This window comes from Aureimonas ureilytica, from assembly GCF_001475935.1.
GTDB classification, from domain to species: domain Bacteria; phylum Pseudomonadota; class Alphaproteobacteria; order Rhizobiales; family Rhizobiaceae; genus Aureimonas; species Aureimonas ureilytica_A.
Genome location: NZ_LDQA01000021.1, coordinates 197696 through 211555, shown reverse-complemented (window position 1 = coordinate 211555; position 13860 = coordinate 197696). Strand labels below are relative to the sequence as shown.

The following is a 13860-nucleotide window of genomic DNA, read 5'->3' as shown; positions in this document are numbered from 1 at the left end:
CGCATCGCCACCCGCTACGACCGATGCGCCCACACCTTCTTCTCAGCCATCTGCATCGCGGCCGCCGTCATCTTCTGGCTCTGATCAACGAGTCCTGACACTAATCTCATAGATCACTGGAACGTTACCTCGGATCGGGATTGATCCGGTAGCCGGCTTCCGGCATGTCAAAACTCGACCCTCACGCTCGACTTTTCATGTGTCGCTCGTGGCGGGCTCGTTTTTGGCGGCCCCTCGACGCTGGGCCATGGATGGGATGTTCCTGCGATGACACCGACTTTCCTTCGCGGCGGTCTCTTGGCGCTCGGCTTTGCGGCGCTGATGGGCGGCACGGCTGAAGCCGCCGACGTCAACATCTATTCGTCCCGCCAGCCGGCGCTGATCCAGCCCCTGCTCGACGCCTTCACCAAGGAAACCGGGCTCACCACGGCGACGATCTTCATCGAAAAGGGCCTGGAAGAGCGCGTGAAGGCGGAGGGCGCCAACTCCCCGGCCGACGTGATTCTGACGGTCGACATCGGCCGCCTCGACGCGGCGCGCGAAGCCGGCATCCTTCAGCCGCTCGAAAACGCCGTGATCGCCAAGGACATTCCGGCCGCCTTCCGCGACAAGGGCAACGAATGGTCGGGCGTCACGGCGCGTGCGCGCGTCGTCTATGCCTCGGCCGACCGCGTGGGCGACGAGCCCATCACCTATGAAAGCCTCGCCGACCCCAAGTGGAAGGGCAAGATCTGCATCCGCTCTGGCCAGCATCAATATAATGTCGCCCTGATCGCCGCTTTCCTCGCCCATCATGGCGAGGCCAAGACCAAGACCTGGCTCGAAGGCCTGCGCGACAATCTCGCCAGCGCGCCGCAGGGCGGCGACCGCGATCAGGCGCGCAATGTCGCTGCCGGCCAGTGCGACATCGCCATCGGCAACACCTATTATGTCGGCTTGATGCGCAACAACGAGAAGGAGCCGGAACAGAAGGAATGGGCCAAGGCGATTAAGGTCGTCCTGCCGACCTTCGAGAACGGCGGCACCCATGTGAACATTTCCGGCATGGGTCTGGCGAAGAATGCGCCCAACCGGGACAATGCCGTCAAGTTCATGGAATTCCTGACGACCGACGAGGCGCAGCGCATCTATGCCGAGATCAACCACGAATATCCGCTGAAGCCCGGCGTGGCGCAGTCGGAGAGCGTGAAGAGCTTCGGCGAGCTGAAGCCCGACACGCTGTCGCTCACCGACATCGCCTCCCACCGCGCCAAGGCTTCGCAGCTGATCGACGAGGTCGGCTTCGACAAGGGACCGCAGTCCTGACGCGTCCCGCATGACGCTTCGCCGATCCGGCCATATTCGACCAGCGCCCGCGTGTGATCGCGCGGGCGTCGGTCGTTGCACGCGCACAGGCCGCTCCGGCGAGCCACGTGAGCGGAGCGGGCGGCGATGAGCCGTGCGGGTCCGCTCGCCGCACCGCGCTCAGCGCTCCATGCGCGCCGCCGCGCGGTGGGCTCGGAGCGCTGGTTCGTGCTGGGCGCCGCCGGGCTCGCGCTCGTCGTCGCCTTGCCCATCCTGTCGCTCGGCTGGATCGCCGTGTCCGGCTCGGGCGGGGACTGGGCGCATCTCCTGCGCACCGTCCTGCCCGACGCGACGCGCACCACCGCTCTCCTGATGCTGGGCGTGGCGATGGCGACGGGTCTCCTCGGCACGCTTCTCGCCTGGATCGTCACCGGCTTCGACTTTCCGGGCCGCCGGGTTTTCGCCTGGGCGCTGGTGCTGCCGCTCGCCGTGCCGACCTATATCGCGGCCTACTGTTTCAACGAGCTTCTGCATTATGTCGGTCCGGTGCAGACGGGGCTGCGCGCCCTGATGGGCTATCGCACACGGGCCGAATACAGCTTCCCCGAAATCCGCTCGCTCGGCGGCGCGATCCTGATTCTGTCCTCCGTCCTCTACCCGTATGTTTATCTCGCGACGCGCGCCGTCTTCCTGATGCAGGGACGGCGCATGGCGGAGGTGGCGCGCACGCTGGGCGCCGGGCCGCTGCGCCTGTTTGCGACCATCCTCCTGCCGTTGGCCCGGCCCGCCATCGCCGTCGGCGTGTCGCTCGCCTTGATGGAAGTCGTCAACGATATCGGCGCGGTGGAGTTCTTGGGCGTCCAGACGCTGACCTTCGCGGTCTATTCGACTTGGCTCAACCGGGGCGATCTTCAGGGGGCGACGCAGATCGCGCTTTTGATGCTCACGGTGATCGTCGCCCTGGTCTGGCTGGAGCGCTTCGCGCGGCGGCGCCAGGGCTTCACGGCGGGCCGGGGCGGCATGGCGCCGCCGCCGCTCGTGCGCCTGCGCGGCCCGGCGGCTCTCGGCGCTTTCACCCTGTGCTTCCTGCCGCTGGCTTCCGGCTTCGGGGTGCCGCTCTTCATCCTCAGCCGCTATGCCATGAACCGGCTGGGGGATCTCGCCGACCCGGCGCTCTGGCGCGCGCTATGGCACACGGTTCTCGTGGCGGGCGCCAGCGCCTGCCTCGTAGTCGGCGCGAGCTTTCTCGTGACCTATGGTCTGCGCCTTCGCCGCAGCCGCTCGCTTGCCGCGCTCGCCCGGCTCGGCTCGCTTGGCTATGCGGTGCCCGGAACGGTTCTGGCGATCGGCCTTCTCGTGCCGCTCGCCGCCTTCGACAATGCGCTGGATACGTGGATGCGCACCTGGTTCGGCGTCTCGACCGGGCTTCTTCTGTCGGGCTCCGGGCTCGCCATCGTGCTCGCCTGCACGGCGCGCTTCACCGCCATGGGCCATGGCACGCTGGAAAGCGGTTTTGCGAAACTGTCGCCCCATCTCGACATGGCCGCGCGCACGCTCGGGCGCGGGCCGGGCGGCGTGCTCACCACCATCCTCCTTCCGCTCATGCGCCCGGCCGTTCTCACGGGTTTTCTTCTCGTCTTCGTGGATGCGGCCAAGGAATTGTCCGCGACGATCCTGCTGCGCCCCTTCGACTTCGACACGCTGGCGACGCATGTCTATGCGCAGGCCTCTCGCGCCGCCTTCGAGGACGGGGCGATCGCCGCGCTTCTGATCGTGCTCGTCGGCATCACGCCGGTTCTTCTCCTGACCGGAGCACTGTTGAAGAACGAACAAGACCCGCGCCGCTGAATCCGAGGCGGCGGCGACCTGCCATGCGATCGGCGCAATCCACGGGCATGCTCGAGGGGAAACGGTGGTTCCTTCTGAAGACGGCGCGACTTCGCCCTGTTCAAGCGTGGCCGCCAACTCTAGATAAGCTTGGCTGGCCATCGCGCGAGCCGAGTCTCGAAGGACCCCCGATTGAACGAACCCTTGCCCCCGGTGCCGCCCGCGACCGAAAGCCAATCGCGCGGGACAGGGCGGCGTGGCGTCTGGCCGTTGGCGATCGGGCTGGTCCTGTTGGCCATCACAGGGCTGGTTTTCGCCCTCTCCTCCCTGTCGCTGCAACTGGGCGACGCTCGCGAGGAGTTGGAAGCACGTCTGGCGCATCTGACCGGGCAGCCGATCCATGTGGACGGGGCCGTCTCCTTCGAGCTGCTGCCGCGCCCGACCGCCGTGCTCACCGATCTGCGGGCGCGCACCGGCGCGGGCGAACGGGCGCAACTTCTGACGGTGGACCGGGTGGAGGCGCGTTTCGCGCTGCTCCCCGCGCTTGTGGGGCGCGCCGAAATCCAGCGCATCGCCTTGGTGCGACCTGAATTGATGCCGGCCGGCGCGGATGCCGTGCCGGATCTGGCGCCGTCTGCCGCACGCAAGCCAAGACCCCCTCAAGTCGGAACACCCGGTGACATGCCGGTGGGTGCGGCCTCGCGGGACCTGCAACTCTTTCTCGTGCGCTTCGAAGGGCTGCGGGAGATCGATATTCGCGACGGGCTGTTTCGCATTCCCGGCCGCGCGGACAATCTCTCCAACGTCAATCTGACCTTCATCTGGCCGGGCGGCGAAAGCAGCGCCTTTCTGGCCGGCAGCGCCGTCTGGAACGGCCAGCCCGTTCATCTCGAAACCAAGATGGAGCGGCCCCTCCCCTTCACGAAGGGCGAGAGTTCGGCGCTGACGCTCGCGCTGTCCTCGCCCGCGCTGGACGTGTCTTTCGACGGCCAGGGCTCGGCGGGCGAGAGATTGAGCCTGACGGGCGCGCTGGGTCTGTCCACTCCCTCCCTGTCGCGCGCGGTGGACTGGATCGGCCGGGAGAATTCCGGTCTGCCGGATTTCGGCGCCTTCGCCATTCAGACGCAGATTCAGCTCGTGGACGATCGTATCAGCCTCGGCTCCGCCTCGCTCGATGTCGGCGGCGACAAGGGGCGTGGCAGTCTGGAGGCGGTGCTGCCTCGGGGGGACAGCAAACCGCCCTCCGTTTCGGGAACGCTCGCCTTCCGCAAGCTCGATTTCGGCCGCTTCAGCCAGGCCATCGCGCCCAAGCCGCAGACGATCCTGGATCTTCAACGCCCGATCCACACGGACTTCCTGCGCAATCTCGATCTCGATTTGCGTCTTTCGGCCGAACAGGCCGATCTCGGCGAAACGGATGCGCGCGATGTCGCCGCGACGATCAAGGCCATGGGCGGCGTCGGGACGGTCGACATCGGCGACATGACGCTGCTCGGCGGGCGCGGCGATCTGCGCATCACCATCGACACGAATCAGGCGCGCCCCGACCTTACGCTGTCGGCTGGCCTTCGGGATGTGGACGTGTCCAACGTCGTGGCCCTCACCGACGGCGCCCCCATGCCATTGAGCTCGGGCCGGGGCGATCTGCAACTGACCCTGCGCGGACCGGCCACCAATTGGGGCGAGATCGCGCTTGCCTGCCGAACGGAGGCCAAGCTGCGCGTGCGGGACGGCGAACTCGCAGGAATCGAGCGCGGCATGTTGGCGGCATCCGGCCCGCGCCCGATCGACCCCGCGACGGCAACACCCGAGCCATTCCGTCGCGGCGAACTGGTCCTGGCGGGCGTCGGCCCGCATTTTCGCATCGACAAGCTGGCGATCGCCTTCGATAAGGGCGAGGCGAGCGCCACTGGCACGGTGGATTTGCGCAGCAGCCGGCTTTTGGTGCAGGGTCAATTCGACCCGGCCAAGGAAGAAGCGTCGGGCGTATCGAATTCGTTCACCATATCGAAACCGATCGGGTTCAAGTTGGACGGAGAATGGCCGAAGCCGACGCTGACCGTGAGCGCGTCGGACGGGCCAACCTGACGGAACCGCCCCCCTCGATGAAGCGCGCGGCGTTCCGTCGATCCGGAGCGGAGCCGCAAATGTCTCGTCTGATCCCCCGCCTCGCCGCCTTCGTTCTCGCTGGCTCGATGCTGTGCCCGATCGCCGCGTCGGCCGGCTCCGTCATCCGCATCGACGACGTGGCCACCGCCTCGCAGCCCAAGGGATCGGTCGCGGTCGCCAAGCTGCGCGCGCCCACCGCCGACCCGGCCGCCTGCGCCCGAGACTTCCATGCCCGGCTTAAATCCATCGCGGAAGGGCCGTTCCAAAGCGTCAAGGCCGCCTTGGCCGGCCCAGCCGAATCCGCGCGGGCTTCGTCGCCCGGCGAAGGCGGCATGATCTTCCCGCCCAATGCCCGGTCGCGCGGCACCGAGCAGACGGCCGCTCTTCGCGCCGCCATGGCGGCCGCCAAGGGCGTGAGCGGTGTCGCGCCGCGCGACGCCAATGCCAAATGGACGGCGACCCGCATCCGCGAAGATCTCGGCGACTTCCTGACACAAGGCCCCTCCCCCTATCTCTGCTCGGGGATCGAAGCCTATCTGACGACGCTCAAACGCTTCGCCTCGCAGGTTTCGGTCTCGCCGGATCGCCGCCAGCGCGTGTTGGAGACCGCGCAGGGCATGGCGCGCACGAGTCTGGCCGACGCGCTTCTGGCGCTGCGTCCGGTTCCCGTGCCGACCGCAGCCCCCGAGGATCGCGGCGCGCCCGCCGAGAGCGCCCCGGTCGCGCTTCAGAGCGAGCCGGGCGCGGCGAGCGAGACACCCATGGGGCCGCCCATGCTGGTGGCCGTGCGCGACACGGGCGCGACGCGTATTTCGGAAGGCGACGGGGTAGACCCCGACCTGCCGCCGCTGAAGGCCCCGCGTGAGCACAAGCTCGACTCATCCGCCGATGTCGGCGCTGCCGTCTCCGAACTCGGTCGCGCGATCCGCGAAGCCTCGACGTCGGTGAACACGGACGGCCACGTTCTGGACACCACCACGACCGCCAGCACCGCCGCGCTGATCGGCCCGACGCAGCCTGCGCGAGAGAAGAGCGCCTTGGAGGAATTGGCCGAGCTCAAGCCCTTCTTCGCGCCCGATGGCGGCTTTACGGGCGATGCGCGCCTGCGCCTGACGCTGATGGGCGCCCTGTCCGACCTCGAAGCGGTGGATCGGCTGCTCGAGGTTTCGACCCTGCCGGAAGACCCGCTCGGTGCGGCCTTCGCCGCGACGTTCGACGCGATCGAAACGGCCCATGCCGAGAGTTGCCGCTGCAAGCTGTAAGGTCGCCAGGATGAAACGAAAGAGCCCCGCCGGCATCCGGCGGGGCTCTTTCGTTTGGACTTGTCAGATGTCCTGACTGGCGAGCCGCTCGTCGGCGCGTCGCCGTGTCTCCTGCCGCCGGTTGAACAGCGCGGCGAGGATGACGCCGAGGGCGACGACGGCGATCATGATCGTGGAGATGGCGTTGATCTCCGGTGTCACGCCGAGGCGCACCTGGCTGTAGATGCGCATGGGCAGCGTCGTCGCGCCGGGGCCGGACGTGAAGCTCGCGATCACGAGATCGTCCAGCGAGAGCGTGAAGGCCAGCATCCAGCCCGCCGCGACGGCCGGCCAGATGACAGGCAAGGTGATGAGCACGAAGGCCTTGGCAGGTGGGCAGCCCAGATCCTGCGCTGCCTCTTCCAGCGAACGGTCGAAGGACACGAGGCGCGACTGCACGACCACCGCGACGAAGCACATGGTCAGCGTCGTATGGGCGACCGTCACGGTCCAGAAGCCCCGGTCGAAATCGATCGCAACGAAGAGCAGGAGCAGCGACAGGCCGGTGATGACCTCCGGCATGACCAGCGGTGCGAAGACCATGCCCGAAAACAAGGTGCGCCCGACGAAGCGGGGATGGCGCACCAGCGCCATGGCGGCCAGCGTGCCGAGAATGGTGGCGAGCGTGGCCGAAAGCAGCGCCACGCGCAACGTCACCCAGGCCGCATCCAGAAACAGCCGGTTGTTCAGGAGCGAGGCGTACCAGCGCGTCGAGAACCCGCCCCAGACCGTGACGAGCTGCGAGGCGTTGAAGGAATAGATCACCAGAAGCAGGATCGGCAGGTAGAGAAAGGCGAAGCCGAAAACCAGCGAAACCAGATTGAAGGTGGAGAAACCGCGCTTCATGTCAGCCCTGCCTCGCCTGGAGCCGCTGGAACAGCGTGATCGGCACGACCAGAACCAGAAGCAGCAGCACCGCGACCGCCGAGGCGACCGGCCAGTCGCGATTGGTGAAGAACTCGTCCCAGAGCGTCTTGCCGATCATCAGCGTCTGCGAGCCGCCCAGGAGATCGGGGATCACGAATTCGCCGACCGCCGGAATGAAGACCAGCAGCGCGCCGGCCAGAACGCCCGGCAGCGACAAGGGAAAGGTGACGCGCCAGAACGCGCAGAGCGGCGTGCAGCCGAGATCGCCCGCCGCCTCCAGAAGGCGCGGGTCGAGCCGCTCGAGGCTGGCATAGATCGGCAGAACCATGAAGGGCAGATAGGAATAGACGATGCCGATATAGACGGCGTTGTTGGTGTTGAGGATCGTGAGCGGCGTGTCGATGAGCCCGGTCCAGAGCAGGAACTGGTTCAGATAGCCCTCGTTGCGCAGGATGCCGATCCAGGCATAGACGCGGATCAGAAAGCTCGTCCAGAAGGGCAGAACCGTCAGCATCACCAGAACGGGCCGCAGCCCGCCCGGCGCGCGCGACATGGCATAGGCCAGGGGATAGGCGACCAGTAGCGTCAGCACGGTCGAGATCGCGGCGATCTTCAGGCTGGAGAGGTAGGCGTTCAGATAGAGCGGGTCCTCCATCAGGAATTGATAGCTCTGCGTGCCAAGTTTCTTCAGCGTCGCGACCAGACCCGACAGGCTGCTCCAGTCGAAGACCGGCAGATAGGGCGGCTGGGCGATCGCCGTTTCCGACAGCGAAATCTTCAGGACGATGAAGAAGGGGACGAGAAACAGGACCAGCAGCCAGAGATAGGGAATGCCGATCACGGCCCCCTTCCACCAGTTCGCTCGCAGGATACGAGAGGCCATGGCTTCGCTCCTCACTGCACCAGAAGCACGCCGGCGTCGCGCTCGAAGGTGAGCCAGACCTCCTCCTCCCAGGCGATCTGCTCGTCCGCCACGCGCGAGGCGTTGATGACCGTGGAGCGCACGAGCGCGCCGTTTTCGAGCTTGACGTTGAAGAGCGTGACGTCGCCGAGATAGGCGATGTCCCAGACGACGCCGCGAAGCGCGTTGACGCCGATATCGCTCGGCGGGCGGCGCGACAGGCGCATCTTTTCGGGGCGCACGGCAAAGGCTGCACTGTCGCCGGGGGCGACCGTCGTGGCGCTTTCCGTCTCGATGACGCCGACATCGGTGGCAAGCCGCACCAGGCCGCCCGAGCCGCTTTCCACCACGCCCTCGATCAAGGAAATATTGCCGACGAAATCGGCGACATAGCGCGAGTTCGGCGCCTCGTAGATCACGGCGGGCGTCGCCACCTGGCAGAGCTTGCCGGCACGCATCACGGCGATGCGGTCGGACATGGTCATCGCCTCTTCCTGGTCGTGCGTCACGATCACGAAGGTGAGGCCGAGTTCCTGCTGGAGGTCCATCAGCTCGAACTGGGTTTCCTCGCGCAGCTTCTTGTCGAGCGCGCCCAACGGCTCGTCTAGAAGCAGGACCTTGGGCCGCTTGGCGAGCGAGCGGGCCAGCGCCACGCGCTGCTGCTGGCCGCCCGAAAGCTGCTGCGGCTTGCGCTTGCCATAGGCGTCCAGTTTCACGAGCTTCAGCATCTCGGCCACGCGGTCGCGAATCTCGCCCTTGGCCATGCCATCCTGCTTGAGGCCGAAGGCGATGTTCTGTTCGACACTCATGTGCGGGAACAGGGCGTAGGACTGGAACATCATGTTGAGCGGCCGGCGATAGGGCGGCACGCCCTTCAGGCTCTCGCCGCCCAGCCTGATATCGCCCGATGTCGGCTCCTCGAAGCCCGCCAGCATCCGCAGCAGCGTAGACTTGCCGCAGCCCGACGGCCCGAGCAGCGTGAAGAACTCGCGCGGATAGATCTTGAGGCTGAGATCGTCCACGGCGTTGAACGTGCCGAAGCGCTTGGAAATACGATCGAACTCGATCAGCGGCGTCGCTTTGGGGTCGTTCCACGGATCGAACGAGCGGCGAATATTGCCGAAAGCCTTGGGTGCCGTAGCCATTGTGAACCCCGAACTGCGCCCCGCGCCGACTTGTCTGAGAGAACGGCGCAGGAAGGGTTCTCCCCCTGCCCGCGCCGCTATGAATGAAGGCCAAGGGCCCGCATCGCCGGCCCCCTTCTGCTTCGAAGAATCGCCCCGCAGCTTACTGCCCGGTTTTGACCGTGGTGAAAGCACGCGTCACCATGCGCTGGGCGCGGGCGTCATAGGGCTTCTTGACATAGAGCGTCTTCAGCGTCGCCTCGTCGGGATAGATCGAGGTGTCGTTCAGGATCGAAGGGTCGATGAACTTCTGCGAGGCGAGATTGCCATTGGCGTAGCTGACGAAATTCGTCGCCTTGGCCGCCACTTCCGGGCGCATCATGTAGTTGATGAACTGGTGCGCGGCGTCCACATGCGGCGCGTCCTTGGGAATCGCCATCTGGTCGAACCACATCATCGTGCCCTCGTGGGGGATGAAATAGCCGATCTCGACGCCGCGCCCCGCCTCCTTGGCGCGGGAGCGGGCCTGGAACACGTCGCCCGAGAAGCCGACCGCCACGCAGATGTCGCCATTGGCGAGCGCGTTGATATATTCGGAGGAATGGAAGCGCCGGATATAGGGGCGCACCTTCATCAGCAGCGCCTCGGCCTTGCCGATGGATTCAGCGTCCGACGCGCTCGGGTCGAGGCCGAGATAGCTGAGGGCGGCCGGCATGATCTCGCCCGGCGCGTCCAGCATGTCGATGCCGCATTTCGACAGGATTTCGGCGTTCTTCGGGTCGAACACCAGCGCCCAGGAGTTCAAGGGCGCGTCGGGCAGCAGCTCCTTGACCTTCTGGATGTTGTATCCGACGCCCGTCGTGCCCCACATGTAATTGACGGAATAGGCATTGTCCGGGTCGTAGGCGGCGACGCGCTCGGTCACGACCGGCCACATGTTGGACAGGTTCGGCAGCTTCGACTTGTCGAGCTTCTGGAACACGCCGGCCTGGATCTGGCGCAGCATGTATTCGGCCGAAGGCACCACGACGTCATAGCCGCTGCCCCCCGCCAGAAGCCGCGTTTCCAGGATCTCGTTGGAATCATACACGTCGTAGACGACGCGGATGCCGGTTTCCTTGGTGAAGTCGTCGATGATCGACGTGTCGATATAGTCCGACCAGTTGTAGACGTTGAGAACTTTTTCCTGCGCGGCGGCACCGCCTGCGGTCAGTGCGGCCAAAGCCAGTCCAAGGGACAGGGCGGTGTGTCTCATCGGGTCGGACCTTTTCATGCGATCAAGGCAGCCACCTCGGCGGCGCGGCCAATATCGACAAGCCAGTCCGTGATTCCTAGCCCCTGTGCCGAATTTCGACGCTTGTCTCTTTTTCACGCAGCCGGGTTGGGCGCCAGCGGCGGCCGGATCATGTAGACTGCACCCTCGCCATAGGTCGCGAGCTTTTCCGGCTCGAGCGCCAGCGAGGGTGGGGCGAAGCCGAAACGGCTCCAGTAAGGTGCTGTCCCATAAACGGACACCAGCATGACGGGCATGACCGCGCCATCGGCGAGGCTCAGAACATGGGCAACGGCCGCGTCCGCCAGACGCCGGCCGCGCCAGTCCGGCAGGATCGCGACATCGTGGATGTAGAGAGCGTCGGCCTCGGGCAGAAGCGCGCCGAGCATTGTGTCGAGCGGGGGCGGCGCGCCGAGGGGGGCGGGATAGGCGAGTGCGTAGCCGACGATCCGCCCGTCCGGAAGGGCAGCCACGAGACAGCCTTCCGGGAAGAGCGCCAGTCGGTCGTGATAGACGTGAGCCCCTTCCGGGAAGGTCGGATGCACGATATCGGCGACCGCCATGACATCGGCGACATCGCCCGTTGTCATGGCTCGCCAGACGACCGCCAGCCCTGCCGCCGCCGCTTCGCTCATCTGTGCTTGCGCCCTTCGCCGTAGAACATCTTCTCCCAGGCCTTGTGCGCCTTGTAGCCCTCGCGAATGAAGGGCGTGAACATGGCAAGATTGAGCACCGCCTTGTTGGTGAGATTGGCGGGGAATCGCAGCGGCTTCTCGAAATCCACAAAGAGCACCACGCGCACCTTGTCGGAATGGTTCCAGGCCTCGTGTTCGTAGGCGTCGTCGAAGATCAACGCCTTGCCCTCTTCCCAATGGCAGGTCTGGTCCGACACGCGAATGCCGATCTTGTCGGGCTCAGGCGGCACGACGAGGCCGAGATGGAAGCGCAACACGCCATTATAGGGGCCGCGATGGGGCGGCAGATGCTTGCCCGGCTCGAAGATCGAGAACATGGCCGACTTCATGCCCGGGATCTTCTGGAGGATGCGCCAGGTCTCGGGGCACTGACGGATCGCCTCTTCCGACTTGATGCCGTAGCCGCAGAGAAAGAAGGTCTTCCAGTTCTTGTCGGACGAGATCGAGCGCACTTCCGAAGAAATCTCGTGAAAGGCCGGCAGGTCGCCCTTGCGCACCAGAACCTTGTCCAGCTCTGCGCGGATCAGGTGCCACTCGCGCTCCACTTCGCGCGCCCAGGGGAAGGCGTCGGTCGGATAGACCGCCGGATTGCCGACCGCAGAGTGCCTGAGATTGAGGCTTTCGGCCCCGTCCACGAGCTTCTGCACCATGCGCGCGGCCGTCCCGGCGCGCGACATCGTGTCTTCGAGGCCTTCGGTCTTCAGCTTCTGCTGGCTCGTATCGGTCATGCGCTTCACCGCGAATGCGGCCTCCATGCCCGCCACTTGGCGGCTTTCCCCTGAGATAGCAGCTTCAATGTCATTTCCATGACAAAACCGGCTGTGCCGCATCGAAACCGGCTTTTCCAGTGCCTTCTCATGGTCGAGGGGCGCTTTCTCGTGGTCGAGGGCGCTTTTCGGGCGAGAGGGAGCCCGCTATGGTCGAGGGATCGACAATTCCGCGCAGGATCGCATGGCAGATCGCACACGGCCTCCCAAACCCGAGCAGGCGTTCCCGTCCAAGATCAAGCGGGACAAGCCCAAGCGCCGGACGACGGAACCCGCCGGAGCGGGCGGGCGCATCGGCCTGACGCGCCGCGAGCCGCAGCCCGAGCGACCGCATTTTCTGGATGCGCGGCGCGGCGTGCGCTCCATGGCGGAAGCCGGCGAATGGCTGCGCGCGCGCGGCATCGAGGATGTCGAATGCATCACGCCCGATCTGGCCGGCGTTGCGCGCGGCAAGATGATGCCGGGCAAGAAGTTCACCGGCAACACCTCGCTGGCCCTGCCCTCGGCGCTCTTCATGCACACGATCTCGGGCGAATACCCGGACGAGACGGGCGAGTTCCGCTATTCGCCCAATGACGGCGACCTGAAGCTGGTGCCCGATCTCTCGACGCTTTCGGCCGTGCCCTGGGAAACCGATCCGACGGCGCAGGTCATCTGCGATCTCGTGGACACGGCGGGAGAGGCCGTGGCCTACACCCCGCGCAACGTGCTGAAGCGCGTCGTCTCGCTCTATCACGAGCGGGGCTGGACGCCGATCGTCGCGCCCGAGATCGAGTTCTATCTCGTCTCGAAGAATGTCGATCCCGACTATCCGCTGACCCCGCCCATCGGCCGCTCGGGCCGGCAGATTTCCGGCGGGCAGGCCTATTCGATCGGCGGCGTCAACGAGTTCGACGAGCTGATCGACGACATCTACCACTTCTCGGACGCGCAAGGGCTGGAGATCGACACGCTGATCCACGAGGACGGCGCGGCCCAGCTCGAAATCAACCTGCGCCATGGCGATCCGGTCGAGCTGGCCGATCAGGTCTTCATGTTCAAGCGCACGATCCGCGAAGCGGCGCTCAAGCACGACATCTACGCCACCTTCATGGCCAAGCCGATCCAGGGCCAGCCGGGCTCGGCGCTGCATATCCACCAGTCGGTGGTGGACCGCAAACACGGGCACAACGTCTTCTCGCTGAAGGATGGCGGCCCCTCGCCGCTCTTCTTCCACTTCCTGGGCGGAATGCAGCGCTACGTGCCGGCGGCGCTCGTGATGATGGCGCCCTATGTGAACTCCTACCGCCGGCTGACCCATGGCATGTCGGCCCCCACCAACAATGCCTGGGGCTACGACAACCGCACCACGGCGTTTCGCGTGCCGACCTCCGACGCCTCGTCGCGGCGCGTCGAAAACCGCCTGCCCTCCTCCGATACGAACCCCTATCTCGCGCTTGCCGCCTCACTCGCCTGCGGCTGGCTCGGCATGGTCAACGGCGTCGAGCCCGACCAGCCCACCGACCGCACCGTCAACGAGGACGGGGTGATCTCGCTGCCGCGCGGTCTTCTGGAGGCGGTCGCCGCCTTCGAGGCGGAGGAAGCGTTCCACGACGTGTTCAGCCGCGAATTCGTCGGCACCTATGCCGGGATCAAGCGCGGCGAGTTCGAAACCTTCATGCAGGTGATCAGCCCCTGGGAACGCGAATTCCTTCTGCTCAATGTCTAAGGGG

At 66.0% G+C, this 13860-nt stretch carries 11 protein-coding genes and 1 pseudogene; 6 read left to right on the top strand and 6 right to left on the bottom strand.

Going from position 1 to position 13860, the window contains the following annotated elements:
* The 5 genes and pseudogenes from NS365_RS24080 to NS365_RS09680 form a co-directional block, all read left to right on the top strand.
* Nucleotides 1-84: pseudogene (locus NS365_RS24080) on the top strand (IS5/IS1182 family transposase); the annotation flags it as partial.
* A gap of 183 nt (nucleotides 85-267) precedes the next feature.
* Nucleotides 268-1305: a Fe(3+) ABC transporter substrate-binding protein gene (locus tag NS365_RS09695; RefSeq protein WP_058600071.1), complete on the top strand. Its 1038-nt coding sequence runs from the start codon at nucleotides 268-270 to the stop codon at nucleotides 1303-1305.
* Nucleotides 1306-1431: 126 nt separating this feature from the next.
* On the top strand, nucleotides 1432-3132 hold the full coding sequence (locus NS365_RS09690) for an ABC transporter permease (protein ID WP_058600070.1): 1701 nt from the start codon (nucleotides 1432-1434) through the stop codon (nucleotides 3130-3132).
* Nucleotides 3133-3303: 171 nt separating this feature from the next.
* Entirely contained in the window at nucleotides 3304-5199 is a 1896-nt protein-coding gene (locus NS365_RS09685) for an AsmA family protein (protein ID WP_058600069.1), read from the top strand.
* A 59-nt stretch (nucleotides 5200-5258) separates the two neighbouring features.
* Nucleotides 5259-6482, top strand: coding sequence for a hypothetical protein (locus NS365_RS09680; RefSeq protein WP_153003717.1), 1224 nt, complete (start codon nucleotides 5259-5261; stop codon nucleotides 6480-6482).
* Nucleotides 6483-6545: 63 nt separating this feature from the next.
* Here NS365_RS09680 and NS365_RS09675 read toward each other — a convergent pair whose 3' ends face one another.
* The 6 genes from NS365_RS09675 to NS365_RS09650 all read right to left on the bottom strand — a co-directional run bounded on the left by NS365_RS09675 (nucleotide 6546) and on the right by NS365_RS09650 (nucleotide 12136).
* A complete protein-coding gene (locus NS365_RS09675; RefSeq protein WP_058600067.1) occupies nucleotides 6546-7367 on the bottom strand; it encodes an ABC transporter permease in 822 nt (273 codons plus the stop codon).
* 1 nt (nucleotide 7368) lies between these two features.
* A complete protein-coding gene (locus NS365_RS09670) occupies nucleotides 7369-8271 on the bottom strand; it encodes an ABC transporter permease subunit (RefSeq protein WP_058600066.1) in 903 nt (300 codons plus the stop codon).
* An 11-nt stretch (nucleotides 8272-8282) separates the two neighbouring features.
* Nucleotides 8283-9434: an ABC transporter ATP-binding protein gene (locus NS365_RS09665; RefSeq protein WP_058600065.1), complete on the bottom strand. Its 1152-nt coding sequence runs from the start codon at nucleotides 9432-9434 to the stop codon at nucleotides 8283-8285.
* Between the two features lie 142 nt (nucleotides 9435-9576).
* Nucleotides 9577-10668 (bottom strand): polyamine ABC transporter substrate-binding protein, encoded by a 1092-nt coding sequence (locus NS365_RS09660; protein ID WP_058600064.1) that lies wholly within the window; start codon nucleotides 10666-10668, stop codon nucleotides 9577-9579.
* Between the two features lie 113 nt (nucleotides 10669-10781).
* Complete coding sequence (locus NS365_RS09655) at nucleotides 10782-11321, bottom strand: GNAT family N-acetyltransferase (protein WP_082684524.1); 540 nt, start codon at nucleotides 11319-11321, stop codon at nucleotides 10782-10784.
* Nucleotides 11318-12136 carry an aspartyl/asparaginyl beta-hydroxylase domain-containing protein gene (locus NS365_RS09650; RefSeq protein ID WP_082640281.1) on the bottom strand — a complete coding sequence of 273 codons (819 nt, stop codon included), beginning with the start codon at nucleotides 12134-12136 and terminating at the stop codon, nucleotides 11318-11320. Before NS365_RS09650 ends, NS365_RS09655 begins: the two co-directional genes overlap by 4 nt.
* Before the next feature lie 196 nt (nucleotides 12137-12332).
* On the opposite strand from NS365_RS09650, the gene NS365_RS09645 reads away from it, so the two are divergent.
* Nucleotides 12333-13856 (top strand): glutamine synthetase family protein, encoded by a 1524-nt coding sequence (locus NS365_RS09645; protein ID WP_244493421.1) that lies wholly within the window; start codon nucleotides 12333-12335, stop codon nucleotides 13854-13856.
* The last annotated feature ends 4 nt before the right edge of the window (nucleotides 13857-13860 follow it).